Source organism: Clostridium algifaecis, assembly GCF_017874415.1.
Classification (GTDB): domain Bacteria; phylum Bacillota; class Clostridia; order Clostridiales; family Clostridiaceae; genus Clostridium_B; species Clostridium_B algifaecis.
The window spans coordinates 49390-69608 of record NZ_JAGGLM010000007.1; the positions used below are offsets into that span (position 1 = coordinate 49390).

Sequence of the window (20219 nt, forward strand, 5' to 3'; positions counted from 1 at the left end):
GTAGGAATATTGACCAAGAAGCCATCCACTTCTATAAGTGGTGGTAGTTCACAAATATATAAAATAGCAATGTAAATATTACAAGGCTAACAAAATTATATATGGTAAATTTAAATAGATATTTTTTTCCATCATATTCCTTAGCATAAAATTTATAAGATATTAAACTGGCGAGTGAAGCAATAATTGTTCCCGTACCACCAATATTTACTCCAATCAATATCTCTTTCCAATAATTTGTAAATTTAGATAAAAGTATTGTACAAGGAAGGTTACTAATTAACTGACTAAAAAATATAGATGAAAAATATATATTTGTACTATTTGTTAAAATTCTCCTCATAAAGTTATCAATAATTGTCATATTGGATAAATTGCCTATTGCTATAAAAAAACATACAAAAGTAAGCAATAAGAAATAATCTACTTCCTTAAATAATTTTCTTTCTATAATAAAACTAACAAGCAAGGTTATTATAAACGCGACTCTATAGTCAACTACATTGAAAACAGAAAGTAGTATAAATATAAATAAACTACAGTAAATAAACACATTTTTTTTATCTTTGATTTTAATTTTATCTAAATGGAATTCCAGATTTATATTTGAAATTCTGCAATTAAGAATATACAACCACAATGCTCCTATTGATACGAAAGCTATTGTGACCTTAAAGAAAGGTAATATACCCATTTTAAAAAAGGAAAACAAATATAGATTCTGTGGATTTCCCATTGGGGTAAGACTACTACCAATATTCACAGCTAAGGTTTCAAAAATTACTATTTTTATTGGATTAAACTTAGCCTTTTTTGCAACAATCATGGTAAGTGGTACAAAAGTTATTAGGGCCACATCATTTGTTATTAACATTGAAGAAATAAAACATAAGGAAGTTAATATTAATGAAACCATTCTAAGACTTTTATGTTTGGTTAATATTTCAACCGCTATCTTATCTAATAATTTTAATCTTTCAAATGCACTTATTATCATCATAAGATTAAACATTAATATTAATACCTGGAAATTTATATAATTTAATTTTGGTATAGAAATTATGGAAGTGCAGACCGCTAAAAATAAGGAAATAACGAAAACTATTTCTGTTTTAAAAATTTGTATGGCATTATTCCATAACTGCTTTACATTCATAAAATATTCCTCCGATGGTGATAATAGATTAATTATAACCTATTTTAAATACTAAGTAAATTTCAAACAACTTATAATTTATTTTATAACACCGTATTATTCAGTTATCAAAGATCATTGTTCGTACTTTAAATTTCGATAGTTAAGACGTAATATATTCAAATTTGCTTTAATATTTTTGTATGCTATACTGTCTTTAATGTGTATTGTACTCGATTTCTATGATAAAATAAAAGCCTTTGACAAATTGATTATAATAATTTCATCATATGCACTATTATTTACTATTGCTTGTTTTTTAGGAGGAGTTGATAATATGGTTGCTTGCTTATTCGTTAACTTTATAACTACTTTTATCACGGGAATCAGAGATCAGGTAGAGTACACCTTTTATTCATTCCTGGTATTTTTGTATTACAGATATAAAAAACGCCATAAAATTTTTAAAATAATACGGCGTTTCAATAAATTATTAACTTTTTAATTGTTACATGAAAAAAGAAAAATGCGTTTATATTATTCCTCTTCGATAAAGACAATACCAAATATTAATTACTAATGCGATACATGTGATTACTATAATTTCAATTGCTAAAGTCAATGTTATTTTCTGAGAATGTTTATTAATCAAGTAAAATATAATGGCATCATTTAATGCAACAACTAATACACCTCTGATAATAAGCTCTTTTAAAATAGTCATAATATCAGACCACCTTTTTTAAAACATGATAAATGAATCGAACACATAAGTAGTTTATCAAATTAGGACATAATTAATTACAACTGTTTAAATATATTAAATTTACATTTAATAAATCCTATAAGAATACTAGAAAATTATAAGATGTTTTGCAAAATCTTTAGCATTCTCAAAATCAGTATCATTCGGTCTACCTTTTGCAATTCCGCCAAATAATTTAAATGGTCCAAAAGTATCATAACCTCTACATGCAAAACTACCATATTAGCTGTTTTATCAATTTTAGTATTATTCTAGCAGAGATTTTATTCTAGGATCATCTTTTACAAAATCAAGTTTTTTGTCTTTTTTAATTCTCATTTTTGCTAAGCTTTCATATTTATCTTTGTTCCAACTATTGGCTGACTTCCATTTTCTATGTTTGTATAGCTTTGACTTCATAGTATCCATACTGTCTGCTTCGTTTACCATATTTATAATCATCTCTATAGCTTTTTCTTTATCTTGCTTTTCCTTTGCCAAATATAAATCTAATGCATATTTCTGGTACAATCCTAAATCAAACACTTCAACTACACTTTTTGCACGCTCTGTGTATTCTTCTGCCTCATTAAATTTATTTTCTTTTAATAGCATCTCTATTATAAAAAATAAAGCTGCCAATGCTTCATGTGCATCATTAAATAATATGTATTCACAAACGTCATAAGCCTCATCAAATTTTCCACTGCTTTCAAGTAGTAGCACATGTTGAATTTTTTTCTCCGTATCTAGATCCATATCTGGAATTTTATCTAATATTTTTTGAGCTTTTTCATACTCTTTTTTCTCTCTATATATTGCAGATAGTGCTAACTTTGCCATAGAAGCTGTCTTTTCATTGCCACTTGCTGTTGCAAGTTCAATCCAAGCAATAATTTTCTTCTCATATTTATCCTTTTCTTCCATTGGGTGTGCAGCTAAAAATAACCTTAATATTGATGCTATTCTGAGGATTAATTCATCACTAATTGAATACTGTTTGATTAAATCGCTACCTCTTTCAAAAGCCTTTTGAAAACCTTCTTTTGAGGCTATTTCACCAACTTCTTTCCCAAATTTATTAACCTCTGTCTGTGTTAAATTTTCATTAAATGCTAATAGAGTATTAACATCAATTTTCAGAACACGTGCGAGAGGTGATAGCAACGTTATATCTGGATAGGATATTCCATTTTCCCACTTGTTCACTGCCGGTGTACTAATATTTAAATAATTAGCAACTTGTTCTTGAGTAAGATTTTCTTTTTTTCTGCAATTTCTAATAACTTCACTTATTCCCATAAAATAAACTCCTTCACTTATCTATACATTTAATTAATTTCGACCTCTGTTAATTAAATCATATCAAAGCTATATAGTTTAAACAATTGAAGTATTTTCATTTTTTATTCGTAAAAATTAACTATTGGTTAACGTAGTTTTCCTAATAGAATATTCAGGATCTTACTTGTGATACAGTATTTTCACTTGCAAATATAGCCTTGCCAAGGTTATATCAATGGTTAAGGCTAAAAAACTCCATTATTTATAATGTTGTAAAAGGAGCATCTGTGTTATGTACTAAAAAGTAAATGTTATAATATGGAACTACTATTTATGAAAACATAAAAACTGTGTAATATCAGCAAACATATCCATGGACAAATTAACTAAACTATGGTAATTAATATAACAAAAAGGCGCATTGACGATTGATACGTCTTTTAAGAATATTACGAAACTTCATATATTATAAGTTAATATTAACTATCTCCTTGCTTTGCCAGAAATGTGTTCAATATTAATTTTTATTACTTTAGTTGCTTTACTTGCATTTTTAATATATTCTTTTCCTTTTTCAATATAATCTGGCGAATATTTATTTAATATTTCTAAAAGAGTTAAACTTTTTTCATCATCAAAAACTTCAACTGCCATTCCAAATATAATTACACTCTCATATTTTGTACTAAATTTATCTGGTAGAATACAAGTTTGTCCAACTACACAAAAAGAAACTTTACTATTATTTAATATATTATCTAATTTATGTCCTTCTGTAGCACCATGAAAATATATTGAGTTATTTATATAAACATAACTTATTGGTACACCATAGGGATATCCATTTTGACTTATAGTTGATAGTATACCATAATCATTGTTTTTTAAAATTTCAATGACTTCATCATTTTTGAGTTCTCTGTCTCTTCTTCGCATTTTTCTAAACATATTCATCACTCCATATCATTTTTAAATTTTATGTTGACTAATTCATATAATATTTAGTAATACTTTTGAAATTTCATCAAGTCTTTCAGTAGATATGCCAAGTTTTTTCTTAAATCTTTCATCATTCATTCTTTCAGCAATTATCTTATCTGGAGATAATTCAGTAATAATATTTTTTATCTTATTAATAGATTTCTCTGTATCGTTATAGCCCTTAATAATTGTTACTTCTAAAATAAATTTTCCCTCATATTGTTTATTAAATAAAATCATATTTGAAATATATTCTTCTAATGTATACCCATCAATTGGTCTTTGTATTTTTTGAAAATCTTCTTCTGATATTGCTTTTATCTCCCCAATAATTTCATCACACATATTGGCTATTTTTATATATTCATTTCTACCCAGTAAGTACCCATTAGAAAGCAATCTTACAGGCAATCCTTTGCTTTTAATTAGATTAATAATATTACTAATTTTATCATTTACCAAGGCTTCACCTTTTGAGTTAATAAATACTAAATCTACTTTATTATTTTCTATCATACTTTCGAGTCCTTTTAATGAACTTTCCATTTCCTGAAATGATTGAGGTTTATCTACTTTGTTATATGACCTTCCAATAGGACAGAATATACAATCAAAGTTACAATACTTTTCAGGAAGTATATTCACTTCCAGTACCCTTTTTCCATCTTCAATATAAATATCTTTATAACTAAAATTACCCATTACCTTATCCTCCTGAAACTACTTTATTAATACTTCTTTATTGTTAATATCAAGAATTGAAATCTTACATTTTCCACCTAAATTATCCTGCACTGTTTTTGCTAAATCTTTTAAAGCATTCTCAAACGCTTTTAATCTTTTTTCATCAATTAATTCAATGCACAAAAAAGCATTATTTGTACTTTCAGTGAGTATTGTTCTTACTGCTTCACGCCAATTTAAACATCTGCAAATAGTTCCTTCATCATCTTTATATACAATTTCACCTTAATACGGAGGTTCATTTTTATCTGTTCCTAATGTAACAAAATTTTCATTTCCAACTGCCTTAGTCAATAGTATATCACCAACAAATGTATCGATATCTTCTCCACCGCAAGGTAAGGCATATCTTAAAGAAATAGAATTGTAAATATCAACTAGCGGATTAATAGTTCCAATATGATTTCCTTTATGAACTCGTTTTAATAATGCTTCAATAGATGATCTTGCACCTTTCTTTGTTTTAAATTTTTGAAAGGACTCTCTCCATACTTTTATAACTTCGTTGCTGCTGAATTCTGCATTCTTGAAATATTTTAAGGCTTCCTTTTCTGAATTATAAATCATATCCTTATATTGATCTTCATCTTTTATAGAGTTATCTATGCCATGACAAATAACAACTCCAATTCTTGCATTAGGAAATAATCTCCAAAAGTCATCTTCAATGACAAACTTTTTCACTAAAATTCCTCCTTTATATTAAAATGAGATAGCTGCATATTTTCCACTTATCACTTTTCTTTTGGTAATATTATACTTATCTTTTACTATTTCTAAATTATATACGATTATTAGTCTATTGATGTTAATTTTAGACCAACGATCCCAAGAATTATAAATACAATACAAATCATACGTATTACATTAATCGGTTCTTTAAATAAAATAATACCTAAGACTACAGTACCAACAATCCCTATACCTGTCCAAATTGCATATGCATTTCCTAGTGGTACTCTTTTTAAAGACAATGATAAAAAATAGAAACTTGCAACCATTCCTATAACAGTTAATATACTAGGTAATATTTTTGTAAATCCTTGTGAATACTTCAGCCACATTGCCCATCCTACTTCGAAAAAGCCTGCTATAACTAAATAAATCCATTCCATAAACTTTACCTCCCTAAATCAGTAGTTAAGATTAGTATATTAATACCTAATGGCTTATTTAAAAGAAGATAAAAATAAAAAAGCCTAAGGAAATATTATAAAAATATCTCCCAGGCTTTTATCCTTCCGTGTACACAGTTACCTGTGAGTTTTCTCTCGGACCAGCCAGTTATAAACTGCGGAACCCTAGAAAACTAAACTATATAAACTTTTTTTGAAATTTATAAAGCTAGTTTAGCATAGTAGTAGATTTAAGTCAACTTAATTTTTTTCTTCGCAACAAATTACAACTGTTTAAATATATTAAATTTACATTTAATAAATCCTATAAGAATACTAGAAAATTATAAGATGTTTTGCAAAATCTTTAGCATTCTCAAAATCAGTATCATTCGGTCTACCTTTTGCAATTCCGCCAAATAATTTAAATGGTCCAAAAGTATCATAACCTCTACATGCAAAACTACCAATAACCTCAAAATTCTTTTCTTTTAATTTTTGTTCAACTAATTTATTATATTTAATTTTTCCTTGCCCACTTGTCGAAAATACAAAGGCTTTTTTGTTAGATATAGTTTGTAGCTTGTCAATTAAATGGAGAATACTTTTATTTAAATTACCATAATATATACCTGAACCAAAACCTATTAAATCATATTCTCTCAAAATGTTTATATTTACAGTATTTGCTTTAATCATATCAGCATTTAATATTTCGCTTACCTTTAAGGTTTAGGAGAAATTTCAATCTAAATATTTTTTATAATTAATATAAAAAATGTAAACGCCAAATCATGCGTACCAGATAAAAATATAGCCGCCATTTTGGCGGCAAATTAAAGTATCACTTACTTTTGCTTTTTACATTCAATTGGAAGCTTTTCTGACCATGGAAGGAGATCTTCTAAGAAATCAAGGTTAGTATCGTCCATATGCTTTGGAATTTCTGTAAGAAGAAACTCAAAATAATTGTAAGGCTTTAAATTATTAGCTTTTGCTGTCTCTGCAATACTGTAAATTATTGCACTAGCTTTAGCACCATCTATGGTGTCAATCAAATGCCAGTTATGTTTTCCTATGCAGAAGCCACGAATACTGCTCTCAGCTGCATTGTTATCAGCAGGAACATTTCCATCTTCAAGGAAAACTTTCAGATACTTTTCTTGATTCAAACAGTAGGTAAATCCTTTTCCTGTTTCAGATTTTGGTAATACCTCATTCTTATGCTTTTTTACCCATTCAAAGAAAGCATCAACCAGAGGTTTTACAGTTAATTGTCTCTGTCTTCGACGTTCCTCTGGATTTTTCTTTTCCAAAAGTTTTTACAACATTTACAAATCTACGCCTTGCGTGGCTCCAGCAGCTTGCTATTTTGAGGTCTTCACGTTCTTTTTCAAGTGTGTGGTAAACCTGATAACCATCGGTAACTACTGTGCCACTGTAATCTTTCAAGAATTCACGTGGATGACTGGCATTACGTGTTTTCTGATATTCATACAACACAATAGGTGAAGCATCATACATTTTTCCTGTACGATATACCCACATATAGCTTTTAGCCCCAGCCTGACGGCCATCCTTATTTACACAAACAGGAATTTCATCAGCCTGAAGTACACTGCTGTTGTATATCTCTTTATGGAGTTTATCATAAAGAAGAGAAAGATAGCGTTCTCCACACTTGATTGTCCAATTAGCCATTACCTTGTCTGCTTAGTACCACATCATTCCTTAAAAATTCTTGTTCCAAACAATAAAGAGGTATAGCATTTACATATTTACTGTTCATGATAGCAGCTTCAAGTGAAAGAGTAACAAGACTATTACGAAGAAGATCAACTGGTCTTTTACCACGGATAATAGTTTCGTTATTATTACCTGCATATACTGCAACATGATGTTCTTCAACTTTAAATTCCGCAGGATGAAAAGTAAGCCTTTTATATACTTCATCGGGCAGTCGCTTCCACTTATCGCCTAAACGTTCCTTTAATTCTTCAGATGTTAACTCGTGCATGATTATTTCTACCGGAAGGTCCTTTAAATCCGCATCTCGCTTACCTGATGATTTTCTTCTCTTATAGGCTTTAGGGCGGACTTCTTCCAGCTCTGGTTCTATAACATACTTTGTTTCAATGGTAACCTCTGCTTCGTTGAAACACATTCCTAATTGACCATCATAAATCATCTTTTCTGAAGAACGTCCAAATCTTTTGTTTTTTGAAATGCTTATCTGTTCTAAAATCAATTTCATATTTTGATTTACTTGTTCCAGCTGAGTTTTCTGCTCAGCACAAGTCTTTGAAAGATTTTCTGTAACTTTTTGCATAGTCAATAAAATAGAAATGATATCTTCTTTGCTATATTTAGTTAGTTCAACTTCTGTATATTTCTTATCCATATTGTCAAGATACCATATTTAGAGAACAGAAACAATAGAAAAAAAGCAATTTACAAAAGTTATGGAAAACTGTTATAAATCAAGCATTTATTGTGGATAGTTTCATTACAAAACCCTTTCGGGTGAAAGAGGTTTTATAGCTTTCTTTTGATCTATAGAAAGTCATTCCATTAACCACTTATATTGTTGAGGAGAGATAGCTTTTACTTCATTTTCATTACGTGGCCATTGAAACTTTCCTGTTTCTAAACGCTTATATAAAAGAAGAAATCCATCACCTTCCCATAAAAGTCCTTTAATGCGATCTGTTTTTCTTCCACAAAATAAGAAGAGTATTCTTGGCTTAAAAGGATCGAGTTTAAATTGTTGCTGGACAATGTTAGCAAGTCCATTGATACCTCTTCTTAAATCATTGTAGCCGCAGGCAATGAATATCTTTTCAAAACCAAAAGCATCATTTAACATCTGATATCACCTTCAAAACCTTTGAAAGCAATTCTTCTGAAACAGTATTAGATATCTCTAATACGTTGTCTTGGATATGTATAATAATATCTGGTTTAAAGGAAGGAATACTTTTTAAAGTATTATTATGAATTGGAAGTTGTACAAAATTTGCCTGGTTTTCAGATTCATTTCGTTTCAAGGTTTTAAAAGCTTCTCCTCTGATACGACGTTGCCAATAGTAGAATTTTTTTTCATTAATATTGTTTTGGATACACCACGCCCTCACGGACATGCCACTTTTGTGGCATTTACTTATAATAGGCATCCAATAATCCAAACGCATTTTATGAGTAATTTTATCCATCAATACCTCCAAGAAACTAGTTTAGCTTTTCTGAAAAACTAGTAGTTTTTTAAAGCTTGAATAAATTATCTCAAAATTTGGTGCTAATACGAGGTACGTATTATTCACCGTTTACCTCACTTTAGATAGTACATGGCTTATTTCAAGTAATACAATATTCAGACTAAAAAAATACAAAAAAACAGGAAGCATTAATAAATAACCTTCCTGTAAACTCAAAAAAATCAATTTAGAACATAGTACTCCAGTTATGATTCTTGTTATAACATCTGTTGGATAATTTACATATGAATAAATCCTTGAAAAAGCTATTAAAAAATGCTATCCCCATAAATATTAACTTATACTGGCTAAAATACATAGAAAGTACTTCTTATCCCTATTTCAGAGTAACTGTTATTATATTGACTTACTCTATTAAACACACACATTATTCTTTACATATAAAAAATATAATTATCAAGATGCTGTATTAGTAGCATTATCCTCATTTCTCTTTTCTTTAATTACTGTAACTATTGCTGGAATAATGGATATTATTATAATAGCAATTACTATATAAGAAAAATGTTGTTTTATTAAAGGTAATCCTCCAAAGAAGTAACCTCCACCTAGAAATAATGTAACCCACAAAAATCCACCTAACATGTTATAAGTAATAAACTTTGAAGAACTCATTTTTCCTATACCAGCAACAAATGGTACAAAAGTTCTTATTATAGGTATAAACCGTCCTAAAACTATAGTCATAGAACCATGCCTTTCATAAAAACCATGTGCTTTCTTAAGATATTCTTTATTTATATATTTCACATCTTTCCTTTCTAAAATATTATTTCCTATCTTTTTGCCTATATAATAATTTAGAATATCGCCAGCTACTGCGCTAATAAAAAAGATAATGAATAAATTCAAAATATTAAGAATTCCAATGGAGGCAAGTGCTCCTGTAGCAAATAAAATTGAATCTCCTGGTAAAAACGGAGTAACAACTAATCCAGTTTCACAAAATATAATTAAAAATATTATGCCATAAGTCCATATGCCATAATTTTGCACTATTACATTTAGATATTTATCAAGATGTAGTAATATACTAATCAAAGTTCCTATAATACTCATTTTTTTCTCCTATCATTATTAAAATTTATTATAAAACGGACGATTAAACACAGAAAACTTATTTTCCTTTAAATAATCTTTGTTCGTTATGTTATACATTATCTACACTTAAAATTAAAATTACATTAAAATAACCTTAAACTTTTATAAAAAAGTTTCTTATAAAAGATATAAATTATATAAGAAATAATAATAAAATATATAAAAATAACATGAGCATAAAAATTTTAGCTCATGTTATTGAAAATGTAGTTATTTTAGTTCTATTAATACTTATTTATATACAATACTTTATCTTGTAATCACAAAGTACTTAAAACATTTTGTTGTTTTAATAAATTTATAGCAAATTTAAGAATTATTTAATCTGATTTTAATAATGTAATAATATTATTGATTTATAGAAAGTTACGTATGCTTTCTAAATTTTATAATAACTTGGAGGATTCAAATATGAATAAAAAGCTTGTTGCGATGGTAACTAGCTTAGTGGTTGGTAGTAGTGTGCTTTTGGGAACTGCCTATGCTAATGCTTCACAACTTTCTGGCTATGAGGCTTATAAAACATCTGTAAAGGACAGTAAAGCTTTAAAGAATGAAACTACAAATCTAAAGATGTCTGTATATGACAATGGCAGTGATATAGCTGACATGACCACTAACTATAAAATTAACTTAGCTTCTAATGCTATGAGTCAAGTAACTACTGTAAAGTCTAGTGCTGGTAATCAAACTTTTAGTAAGTATAAACAGGATGGAAAAAACATTTCTAAATCAAGTAGCAGCGATGTATATAACGTAAGAGAAAATAAGAATAAAAACGTTAAGGAAAAAGATAAGGCTGAAAATCCTGAAATAGCTAAAAGTGTAGAAACTGTGATTGATACTTTAGTAGGAAATATGAAAAATAATGTATCAGTAGTTGATAACAATGATGGTACTAAAAAAGTATCTATTAATTTAAGTGAAAATGATGTAACACCTTTAGTAAACGCTTTAGCATCAATGGCTATAATTAAAAGTAGTGATGAACCAATGCATAATGAGAAAGCTGGAGATATTAATTTAACAAATGTGCTACCACAACTTCAAAGTAATATAAAAATCAAGACTGTAAAAGTAACTGGAGATATTAACAAGAATGATATACTTGATAATCAAATTGCTAAAGTTGTTTTAACAGGTATAGATGCTCAGGGAAAAACTCATGAAATTACTATTAATGCTACTTTAGATTTATCAAATATTAATAGCACAACTACAGATGCTGTTGATTTAACTGGAAAACAGATAAACAATGTAACCCAACAATTTAAAGGAAGAGATTAATAATTAATTTTTAATTAACCTAGTAACATAAAAATCAAAACTAAAAATTGAGCAGTGTATATGCTCAATTTTTAGTTTTAATTATAGAAAGGAAATAGTATGGAAAAGGTTCTCGAAGTAAAAAATTTAACTAAGCTCTATAAGAATGGCAGAGGTGTAAAAGATATAAACTTTGATGTCTATAAAGGTGATGTGTTTGGTTTTCTTGGACCAAATGGTGCGGGTAAAACTACTGTTATGAAATCAATTATAGGATTAAATATTTTTGAAAGAGGAGAAGTTAAAATCTTAGGTTTTGATATAAAAAATCAGTTTGAAAAAGCTCTAGAAAAAGTAGGTGCAATTATTGAAACGGCTGATGCTTATGAATATATGAGTGCTTACAAGAATTTAAAAATAGTTTCTAGATTTTATAGTAGTATTAAAGAATCGGATATAGATGAAATGCTTGAAATAGTTGATTTAAAGGAATTTAAAAATGAGAAAGTATCTAAATTTTCATTAGGAATGAAACAAAGATTAGCACTGGCATCAGCACTTTTATCTAACCCTAAGCTAGTAATTTTAGATGAACCTACTAATGGATTAGATATAGAAGGTACAGTACAAATGAGAAACTTAATAATTCAATTAGCTAAGGAAAAACAAATAACATTTTTCATATCTAGTCACCTTGTACATGAAATAGAACTTATGTGCAGTAAAGTTGCTATAATTCATAAAGGTATACTAATAAACCGAGGAGAAGAAATTAAAAATATAAAAGAAAAATATGCCTCCTTAGAGGATTTCTATATGAATGAGATAAATAAGAGGAGGAGAGAGTCTAATGAATATCTTAAAAGCAAATATTATAAATGAGATTCAAAAACTTTTCTTAAAGAAAAAGATAATAGTATTCTTAGTAATTACAGCCGTCATATGTTCTTTGTCAACATTTTTTGTTTCAAGTATTCAAGCAAAACTTGTATTCGTAGCTTTAAGTTCATTGAGTTTTCCTTTGATAACTTTAAGTATATTTACTAATATATTCTTGCCTCTATTTATATTTATGGCAGTGTCAGAATTATTTTCAGGTGAAGTTAGCGATAAGTCACTAAAACTAGTTCTTATAAGACCTATAACTAGATTAAAGATTTTTATTTCTAAAAATGTGGCAGTAGCTATCTATATCATCATAAATTTATTAGTTGTTCTTATAGTGTCTATGGTTTCTATAATGTTTTTGCATAAAGGTTCTATGATTCAAAGTATTTCACAAATTGTCTTTGCTTATTTTATTGATATAATTCCAGCAGTAGTTTTGGCCCTATTTGCAGCATTTATAACACAGTTTTTTAAAAGCAGTAGTGGTGCTTTAATTACCTGCATTTTATCTTTTATTGGCATTAAGATATTATCTATATTTATAAAAGGGCTGAATAATATTATTTTTACATCTTATTTAAATTGGTATTCAATATGGTTAACAGGAAGCTACAGTTTTTTAAGGAATATTAATACTCTTTTTATGGTGTTATCATATGGAGTAATTTTCTTTACAATTGGCTATTATATATTTTATAAGAAAGAAGTATAATTATAGGGAATAACAACTTTGGGGTATCATCTATAATGGTCTTAATAATACAGTGGTATTATGTCAAGAAAAAGTACAAATTAAAAAGAGTAAGTTAATCCGAAATACTAATTTATTACATTAATATAAAAATAGATATAAATTAAGAGCAGTATCTGAAAAGCTTCTGGAATTACATCGTCATCCAGATAACGTTAGATATCTCTATTTATTGTAGCCTATCCACTGATTTTAACAAGAACTATAAAAACTATATTTCTTTGTGAGTGCTTAAATTCAGAGGAATTGAGAATAGAAATATATGAAGGTCTTAATGTAGTTGAAACAGCCAGAGCCAATGAATTGGAACCATATAGTTATCCTGAATTTCTGAAAGCATGTCTGCCATAGGATTCATGAGTTCAATCTTCATGTAAAAAGAACAAATGACAAGTTATGACCATTCTAATGAATAGCCGTAACTTGTTTATTTTTGCAAATATACACCGGGTAATTTACCGTTTGCTATTGACATAATTTAATGTGATTTTAATCTTAGCAAAGTATAATAAATATAGGAGGTGATATAATGATTAATTCCATTAGTAATAATCATATTATGCAAAATATAGCTACAAATACTACTGTAAGTAGTAAAGCAGCCGAAGAGGCCAATGAAAGTCCAAGTGAAAAAATAGCAGAAGCAAATAAGCAAAATACACAATCATCATCAATGCACATAATTAATTCATATGCTTAGTAATATAACTATATAAAAAATATCAAAAATCTAATATCAAAAATATTAATAATATATCAAAAAATTAATAGTTTAAATCTTATATTTTTATATAGATTTAAACTATTTAATTGCATTAAGTTTTATACTATAGACTATAGCTCGACGAGATGATATACATCGTTTATATCATCCTGGCTAATACTTAAATAAATTTTGGTTATACTTTAATTTGAGTGATTATATAATTCCATGGGGATTGAGATATAAAATGAAAAATGTAAATACCTTAATGGCATCATAATTAATTTTCATATAGAAAATTATACTAAATTATAAGAGATAGTAACTATGCGATATTAGAAAAGCCCTTAACTCTAGAGTGTCTACTTTTTCGAGAAAAGTTATTATAGTAATGGAGAAATTTGCTTTAATAAGGATCTTTACTCCATAATAGTATTTGATTTTCCTGTATTAATTAAAATAGAGTTATGATTGTATTTATGATTAGAAGGATGGGTGACTAATTTGAAATTGGACGTATTTTCTTTAGTTTTAAGTTATGCAATATTACCAAGTTTATATTATAGGGATTTCTCAAATAAAGTGATTAAAAAAGTTTCATCTAATGATGATAAATCTATTGTTTTAACATTTGATGATGGACCAGACCCTCAATATACACCAAAACTTTTGGATATACTTAAAATAAATGATGTAAAATGTACATTTTTTGTTCTTGCAGAAAATGCACAAAAGTACCCTGATGTAATTAAACGTATTAAAAATGAAGGACACTGTATTGGATTACATTCCTTAAGGCATGGAAATGCAATTTTTTCATTACCATATCAAACGAAGAAAAGTTTTGTAAAGGCTTTAAATATCATGGATGATTTAGGAATAAATATTAAATTTTTTAGACCTCCTTGGGGAATATTTAATCCATTAACATATCATTATGCTAAATCTAATAATCTAAAAATTATTCTTTGGTCCATGCATGCTATGGACTGGAGTAAATGGGTAACCGAAGATTATATAAAACAGAGGATTATAAATAATATAAAGCCTGGTGACATTATATTACTGCATGATGGTAGTAGAGGAATGAAGAACTTTCCTGAAAAGACAATAAAGGCTCTTAAAACGGTTTTACCTATTCTTAAAAAAAGGGGATTTCAATTTATTAGTGCAGATGATTTTATTTGAGTTTTAATAAATATTTAGTAAATCATAGAAATAATGATATGTTAAGGTTAAAAGTAGTATATACATTCTTTTAGTTTTAATGGTTTATATTATTTGTTATAACTTATATATTAAAAACTGGTACTACTTCTAAATTATCAAAAGGAGATGAGAGTTTTGATAATTACAAGTAATCTAATTGTAAAATGAATAAAAAATTTGGTAACACAGCGAGCGGTTGCAATAAATAATACTGTTAATATTGAAATTTTGGGGAAAATCATAAAAAAGCGGCCATAGCCATTTAACTAGGCTGCTTTATTATATGGAATGATTAAATCTATCCATGTAGGGGTTCGTGTAACATAATACATCTATACACTTCCACTATCTATATGGTAACTCTTACATTCACCTGTTTCTCTTTTTTTTTACTCCTTTAATAATTTATCTAGATAGTCCTTCATCAACAATCTCCTAATCTATTACACTGTACTGTAAAGAAATTTAATTAAGGAATTTCTATATATTTATCTTAACAAATCATTTAACCATATCAAAGTTTCTAAGATCTTTTTAATAGTAATTCTAATACCTTTCTTGTACCAACAAATTTGGCGGAAAATTGTAAAAATATGAAGCACTAAATTTTTATAAAATTCTAATTAAAATTTAATCTAATTTTAACTTCTTATAGATATATTAAAAACAGTGAGTAAATATCATTCTATATTTAATGTACAGTTAATTTTATTAAATTATGGAATATTAAGTGGTGAAATCTTGAAAAGTGTAGGAGGAAAAATGAATTTAAGTAATATGTCAAGAGAGAAAAAGAAGCACACACTAAGAAACTTTATATTTTATGTGATGTTTGGGCTAATATTTACTGGAGTTACAACTCCATTAATTATATTTTACGGACCCTTTAATAATGTAAAAAAGACAATTGTAGATGCTGCAATGACTACACTTAGCCACCAATGGATTGCAAAGCTGTTTTTATCGGATGCTGAAATTCAGAAAATTCGAAGTGAAGACACAGTTCAAACTGTACAGCAAGGAAATGATACTCTTGTCAAGCTTGACAACACCCATGATAATATAATTGAAAGATATGACATTTCAAATGGAATAAAGTTCTCAGGCTATGTACTTATTATTCAAGACTCAACAAAAGTGAAAGCTGGCTATAGTAGTAAACTGGGATCCGAAGGAGAACCAACAAGTCATATAGCACAGGATAATGGTGCTATAGGAGCTGTTAATGCAGGAGGATTTTCAGACTCATCATCATCTAATACGAAATGGACTGGTACAGGTGGAACACCGACGGGTATTATTATGAGTAATGGAGTTATCAAATTTAATGATATAACAAATTATGATAAAAAAGTTGATATTACAGCAATTACAAAGAAAGGGCAACTTCTTGTAGGGCCTCACAATTTGAATGATTTGAAGAGACTTGATGTAACTGATGCAGTATCTTTTGGCCCTGCGCTTGTGGTTAATGGCAAGGGTACAATAAAATCTGGGGATGGAGGTTGGGGAATCGCACCGAGGACAGCAATTGGACAACGTAGCGATGGTGCTATAATACTACTTGCTATTGATGGAAGAACAACTAAAAGTATAGGAGCCTCGCTTAAAGATGTACAAAATATAATGCTCCAATATGGAGCACTCAATGCATCTAATTTGGATGGCGGTTCGTCAACTACAATGTATTATGATGGTAAAATTATTAACAATCCTTGCGACCCACTTGGTGAAAGAGCAGTTCCATCCGCTTTTATCGTTATGCCTTAGCTGAAAGGAGAGTAAGCTATGAAAGTATTAAAAAAAATAACAATATGCATTATAATTTCATTAATCATACAGTTTGGTGGGCTTTTCTATATAAATAACTATTTTTTAGCTTCAAATACTGTTGTAAAATCTAAAAAAGTAGTTAATTCAAGTAACAAGGCTTCTGTTTTTCAAGTTAATGTGCCGAATAACGCTAAATCCGTAAATATTTCCTATGATGCAAACTATATTGCCTATTATTTGAACAATGCGTTATATGTAGTTAATACTAAAACAGGCAAAAGTAATAATGTAAGTTTTTCTAATGGAGTTAAATTATCTTTTTATAAATGGCTACCAGATAGAAACAGAATGCTTATTGCAGAAAAGGAAAATAGTAATCTTTTATTATCATATTATGACGTTGATAAATCACAAAAGAATAATATAACTAAGTTTGCAATGATTAGTTCAACAGCTGAAGTAACGGATATTGAAGCAGCACCTCTTCCAAATGTAATTTACATTAAAGTATCAAATGGCGCTAAAGAAGACGTCATATATTGGGTAAATATAATGAAATCTAAAAAGAAAATTAATACTAAAACTTATAATATAGGAAATATGGAAGTGGTACCCCACGAAGATAAAATGGTATACGAAGATTTAATTAATAACAAGGTTTATGCAACTGGAATAAATAATGCTTTTAGCTTCATTGGTTCGACGAAATCATGCCTATTAGAGATAGACAATAATGACCAGGTTTATATTGGAGATGTGGATAGCAGTAATAATATTGGTAAGATATACTTTGGTACATTGAAAAATAATACTTCAAGCTGGCAGACACTTCAGTTAAATACCCCAGTAAGCAAAGCCAACTTATTTGTTACAGCTAGAGGAAAAGTTTATATAAATGATACCCTTAAAGGTACTGTAGAAGAGTTTAAGACGGGGAAAAAAACAACATACAAATGTATATTCCTTCAACCATATAGTGATGGAATTACATCAATAAATAATGGAATTTTAGTGAAAACTCCTTTTAATTAAACTTATGTTATTAATGCAACATTTACAGTTATATTGCAATCTATTGGACGTTCAAAAAACAATGTAAATATATTTTTAGATAAGAAAATTGCCAACGTAAACTTGATACGAACTGTAATATCTAAGTAAAAACAAATAAAGAGGTATAATAATGATTATATTAATTCCAGCATTTGAACCAGATAATCATCTTATAGAATTAATTAAAGAATTAAAACTAAATTGTGATTATAAAATATTGATTGTTAATGATGGCAGTGGTGAAGTTTATGCTTCTGTTTTTAAGCAGTGTAAAATATTAGGTTGCACAGTGATTAAACATGATAAGAATATGGGCAAAGGATGTGCCCTTAAAACTGGATTTACTTATATAAAAGATAATACTGATGAGAAAATAGGAGTGGTAACTGCTGATGCAGATGGACAGCACTTGGTGAAAGATATATTGAATGTATGTTTAGAATTATCAAATAGTGATCATAAAATTGTTCTTGGAGTAAGAAAATTTATAGGCAAAGTTCCTTGGAAAAGTGCAATTGGCAATGCATTTGCCAGGGGTATGTTTAAGTTAGCATGCGGTACTAAGTTGCTGGATACCCAGACTGGTCTTAGAGGACTTCCCATAAAATCACTGCCTTGGTTGTTATCTATTAAAGGTGAACATTATGAATATGAAATGAACATGTTGCTTCAGGCAAAAAAAGCAGGGTATGGATTTAAACAAATAGAGATTGATACCGTGTATGAATTTTCAAATAAATCATCCCACTTTAGGGCTGTGAAAGATTCTATAAGTATATTCATGCCTTTTTTAAAGTTTTGTGGTTCAGGAGTTTCTGCGGCTTTTGTGGATTATTTTTTGCTCTTTTATGTTCAGTGGTTAACGAAAAATTTATTCATATCAGTAGTAATTGCTAGAGTGGCAAGCTCGGTTGTTAACTTTACTATAAATAAATTTCTGGTTTTCAATGTTAAAGGCAGAGATAGAAAAAACATAAATGAATTGATCAGCTATTATTTACTTGTGTGTGCTTTATTATTTGTTAACTATTTTATATTAAGCTTTTTTTCTGAAACCCTTCATATATGGCTGTTTTGGAGTAAAATTATAACAGAAATGCTTTTATTTACTATAAGCTATACCGTTCAGCGTTTATTTATTTTTAATAGTAAAATACAAGCTTAATTTTAAAAATATTTAGAAATAAGGTAATATAAATGAAAAAAAAGCAAAAAAACAAAATTATATATATATATGTCATTTTATAATTTGCCAAATTATTTTTCTGATTTTGTTTAGCGTAATTCTTATATATCACGGACCTTTTATAAATTATAGGGACTATATTGTTTCCACCAGCATGGCTACAAATAAAAACAAGTTTTTTGCTACCTGGTTCCTAAGCAGCAGTGAAATAAATAGTATTCTCGCAAAAACTAATTCTTCTGTAAGAGACTCCAAGGAAATTGTCAATAGTATTGATATCCAAAGATCTAAAAAAAGCAGTACAAAAATAAAAATTATTGACATTAAAGAAACAAACTTTAAAGCTAAATTAATGGTTATAAGTGATTCTTCAAAGATATTTTTAGGAATAGCACCTAAATTTGGACATACAGGAGCAACTCTCAGTGAAATTGTCAAATCCTATAATGCTGTTGGAGGAATTAATGCAGGAGGATTTTTAGATGATAATTTAATGGGTACAGGTTCAAAGCCTGATGGGATAGTAATCAGCAATGATGTTGTTAAATTTAAGCAAAGCGGTCTAAACAAATTTAATGTCATAGGTTTTAATAAGAATAATATTCTTATTATTGGTAATTCCATGACAATGGGTGAAATCTACAATTCTAACCTTAAGTGTGCAATTTCTTTTGGACCTGCACTTGTTTTAAATGGAAAACCTCTTGTAACAAAGGGTGGTACATCGCTTCAGCCACGCAGTGCTATAGGACAGAGAAAAGACGGAACAGTTCTTCTGCTTGCAGTTGATGGAAGAGAACATGACAGTGCTGGCGCAAATTATATAGATACTCAAGATATAATGTTAAAATATGGAGCTTACAATGCAGCCAATTTAGACGGAGGTTCATCGACAACTTTGAATTATCTGGGCAAAACTATCAATAACCCCTGTGATATTGCTGGAGAACGTTCAATTGCTACTGCATTTTTAATTGCACCTTAAATTATGGAAATGGATGATGATAAGA

18 protein-coding genes, 3 pseudogenes and 1 riboswitch are annotated in these 20219 nt (G+C 28.5%); of the genes and pseudogenes, 9 read left to right on the forward strand and 12 right to left on the reverse strand.

Annotated elements, in window-relative coordinates; genetic code table 11:
* Positions 1–31: 31 nt before the first annotated feature.
* From J2Z42_RS07145 to J2Z42_RS07195, 12 genes and pseudogenes are all read right to left on the reverse strand, one after another.
* Positions 32–1156 carry an SLC13 family permease gene (locus tag J2Z42_RS07145; RefSeq protein ID WP_209701960.1) on the reverse strand — a complete coding sequence of 375 codons (1125 nt, stop codon included), beginning with the start codon at positions 1154–1156 and terminating at the stop codon, positions 32–34.
* 832 nt (positions 1157–1988) lie between these two features.
* Positions 1989–2120 (reverse strand): annotated as a pseudogene (locus J2Z42_RS14460) (flavodoxin); the annotation flags it as partial.
* A 27-nt stretch (positions 2121–2147) separates the two neighbouring features.
* Entirely contained in the window at positions 2148–3182 is a 1035-nt protein-coding gene (locus J2Z42_RS07150) for a helix-turn-helix domain-containing protein (protein WP_209701961.1), read from the reverse strand.
* 465 nt (positions 3183–3647) lie between these two features.
* On the reverse strand, positions 3648–4112 hold the full coding sequence (locus J2Z42_RS07155) for a pyridoxamine 5'-phosphate oxidase family protein (protein ID WP_209701962.1): 465 nt from the start codon (positions 4110–4112) through the stop codon (positions 3648–3650).
* Between the two features lie 42 nt (positions 4113–4154).
* Positions 4155–4847 carry a radical SAM protein gene (locus J2Z42_RS07160; protein ID WP_209701963.1) on the reverse strand — a complete coding sequence of 231 codons (693 nt, stop codon included), beginning with the start codon at positions 4845–4847 and terminating at the stop codon, positions 4155–4157.
* A gap of 18 nt (positions 4848–4865) precedes the next feature.
* Positions 4866–5573, reverse strand: a pseudogene (locus J2Z42_RS07165) (B3/B4 domain-containing protein).
* Positions 5574–5683: 110 nt separating this feature from the next.
* Positions 5684–6004, reverse strand: a complete 321-nt coding sequence (locus tag J2Z42_RS07170) for a DMT family transporter (protein WP_209701964.1) — start codon at positions 6002–6004, stop codon at positions 5684–5686.
* Between the two features lie 105 nt (positions 6005–6109).
* A riboswitch (guanidine-I (ykkC/yxkD leader) is annotated at positions 6110–6205 on the reverse strand.
* A 135-nt stretch (positions 6206–6340) separates the two neighbouring features.
* Complete coding sequence (locus tag J2Z42_RS07175; RefSeq protein WP_209701965.1) at positions 6341–6703, reverse strand: NADPH-dependent FMN reductase family protein; 363 nt, start codon at positions 6701–6703, stop codon at positions 6341–6343.
* A gap of 149 nt (positions 6704–6852) precedes the next feature.
* Positions 6853–8405: pseudogene (gene tnpC, locus J2Z42_RS14830) on the reverse strand (IS66 family transposase).
* Between the two features lie 162 nt (positions 8406–8567).
* Positions 8568–8870 (reverse strand): IS66 family insertion sequence element accessory protein TnpB, encoded by a 303-nt coding sequence (gene tnpB / locus J2Z42_RS07185; protein WP_209701966.1) that lies wholly within the window; start codon positions 8868–8870, stop codon positions 8568–8570.
* The gene (gene tnpA / locus J2Z42_RS07190; protein ID WP_209701967.1) at positions 8860–9216 is read right to left on the reverse strand and encodes an IS66 family insertion sequence element accessory protein TnpA; all 357 of its coding nucleotides are present in this window, start codon (positions 9214–9216) and stop codon (positions 8860–8862) included. Before tnpA ends, tnpB begins: the two co-directional genes overlap by 11 nt.
* A gap of 459 nt (positions 9217–9675) precedes the next feature.
* Positions 9676–10338, reverse strand: coding sequence for a DedA family protein (locus J2Z42_RS07195; protein ID WP_209701968.1), 663 nt, complete (start codon positions 10336–10338; stop codon positions 9676–9678).
* Between the two features lie 453 nt (positions 10339–10791).
* Between J2Z42_RS07195 and J2Z42_RS07200 the strand changes: the two genes are divergently transcribed.
* The 9 genes from J2Z42_RS07200 (at position 10792) to J2Z42_RS07240 (ending at position 20194) form a co-directional block, all read left to right on the forward strand.
* The gene (locus J2Z42_RS07200) at positions 10792–11667 is read left to right on the forward strand and encodes a hypothetical protein (RefSeq protein WP_209701969.1); all 876 of its coding nucleotides are present in this window, start codon (positions 10792–10794) and stop codon (positions 11665–11667) included.
* Positions 11668–11766: 99 nt separating this feature from the next.
* Positions 11767–12528 (forward strand): ABC transporter ATP-binding protein, encoded by a 762-nt coding sequence (locus tag J2Z42_RS07205; RefSeq protein WP_209701970.1) that lies wholly within the window; start codon positions 11767–11769, stop codon positions 12526–12528.
* Positions 12497–13246, forward strand: coding sequence for an ABC transporter permease (locus tag J2Z42_RS07210; protein ID WP_209701971.1), 750 nt, complete (start codon positions 12497–12499; stop codon positions 13244–13246). The genes J2Z42_RS07205 and J2Z42_RS07210 overlap by 32 nt, the downstream gene beginning before the upstream one ends.
* A 568-nt stretch (positions 13247–13814) precedes the next feature.
* The gene (locus J2Z42_RS07215) at positions 13815–13985 is read left to right on the forward strand and encodes a hypothetical protein (protein ID WP_209701972.1); all 171 of its coding nucleotides are present in this window, start codon (positions 13815–13817) and stop codon (positions 13983–13985) included.
* A 507-nt stretch (positions 13986–14492) separates the two neighbouring features.
* Entirely contained in the window at positions 14493–15176 is a 684-nt protein-coding gene (locus J2Z42_RS07220) for a polysaccharide deacetylase family protein (RefSeq protein ID WP_245331529.1), read from the forward strand.
* Positions 15177–15959: 783 nt separating this feature from the next.
* The gene (locus J2Z42_RS07225; RefSeq protein WP_209701974.1) at positions 15960–16967 is read left to right on the forward strand and encodes a phosphodiester glycosidase family protein; all 1008 of its coding nucleotides are present in this window, start codon (positions 15960–15962) and stop codon (positions 16965–16967) included.
* Between the two features lie 18 nt (positions 16968–16985).
* Positions 16986–18002, forward strand: coding sequence for a hypothetical protein (locus J2Z42_RS07230; protein ID WP_209701975.1), 1017 nt, complete (start codon positions 16986–16988; stop codon positions 18000–18002).
* A gap of 151 nt (positions 18003–18153) precedes the next feature.
* Positions 18154–19188: a bifunctional glycosyltransferase family 2/GtrA family protein gene (locus tag J2Z42_RS07235; RefSeq protein WP_209701976.1), complete on the forward strand. Its 1035-nt coding sequence runs from the start codon at positions 18154–18156 to the stop codon at positions 19186–19188.
* A gap of 175 nt (positions 19189–19363) precedes the next feature.
* Positions 19364–20194, forward strand: a complete 831-nt coding sequence (locus tag J2Z42_RS07240; protein ID WP_209701977.1) for a phosphodiester glycosidase family protein — start codon at positions 19364–19366, stop codon at positions 20192–20194.
* Positions 20195–20219: the final 25 nt, after the last annotated feature.

Coding starts and splice junctions, on each gene's coding strand:
- J2Z42_RS07175 (WP_209701965.1), bottom strand. CDS start 6,703: ATGATTAAAGCAAATACTGTAAATATAAACATTTTGAGAGAATATGAT.
- J2Z42_RS07240 (WP_209701977.1), top strand. CDS start 19,364: ATGGCTACAAATAAAAACAAGTTTTTTGCTACCTGGTTCCTAAGCAGC.
- J2Z42_RS07160 (WP_209701963.1), bottom strand. CDS start 4,847: ATGGGTAATTTTAGTTATAAAGATATTTATATTGAAGATGGAAAAAGG.
- J2Z42_RS07200 (WP_209701969.1), top strand. CDS start 10,792: ATGAATAAAAAGCTTGTTGCGATGGTAACTAGCTTAGTGGTTGGTAGT.
- tnpA (WP_209701967.1), bottom strand. CDS start 9,216: ATGGATAAAATTACTCATAAAATGCGTTTGGATTATTGGATGCCTATT.
- J2Z42_RS07235 (WP_209701976.1), top strand. CDS start 18,154: ATGATTATATTAATTCCAGCATTTGAACCAGATAATCATCTTATAGAA.
- J2Z42_RS07195 (WP_209701968.1), bottom strand. CDS start 10,338: ATGAGTATTATAGGAACTTTGATTAGTATATTACTACATCTTGATAAA.
- J2Z42_RS07210 (WP_209701971.1), top strand. CDS start 12,497: ATGAATATCTTAAAAGCAAATATTATAAATGAGATTCAAAAACTTTTC.
- J2Z42_RS07215 (WP_209701972.1), top strand. CDS start 13,815: ATGATTAATTCCATTAGTAATAATCATATTATGCAAAATATAGCTACA.
- J2Z42_RS07225 (WP_209701974.1), top strand. CDS start 15,960: ATGAATTTAAGTAATATGTCAAGAGAGAAAAAGAAGCACACACTAAGA.
- J2Z42_RS07145 (WP_209701960.1), bottom strand. CDS start 1,156: ATGAATGTAAAGCAGTTATGGAATAATGCCATACAAATTTTTAAAACA.
- J2Z42_RS07155 (WP_209701962.1), bottom strand. CDS start 4,112: ATGTTTAGAAAAATGCGAAGAAGAGACAGAGAACTCAAAAATGATGAA.
- J2Z42_RS07205 (WP_209701970.1), top strand. CDS start 11,767: ATGGAAAAGGTTCTCGAAGTAAAAAATTTAACTAAGCTCTATAAGAAT.
- J2Z42_RS07150 (WP_209701961.1), bottom strand. CDS start 3,182: ATGGGAATAAGTGAAGTTATTAGAAATTGCAGAAAAAAAGAAAATCTT.
- J2Z42_RS07230 (WP_209701975.1), top strand. CDS start 16,986: ATGAAAGTATTAAAAAAAATAACAATATGCATTATAATTTCATTAATC.
- tnpB (WP_209701966.1), bottom strand. CDS start 8,870: ATGTTAAATGATGCTTTTGGTTTTGAAAAGATATTCATTGCCTGCGGC.
- J2Z42_RS07170 (WP_209701964.1), bottom strand. CDS start 6,004: ATGGAATGGATTTATTTAGTTATAGCAGGCTTTTTCGAAGTAGGATGG.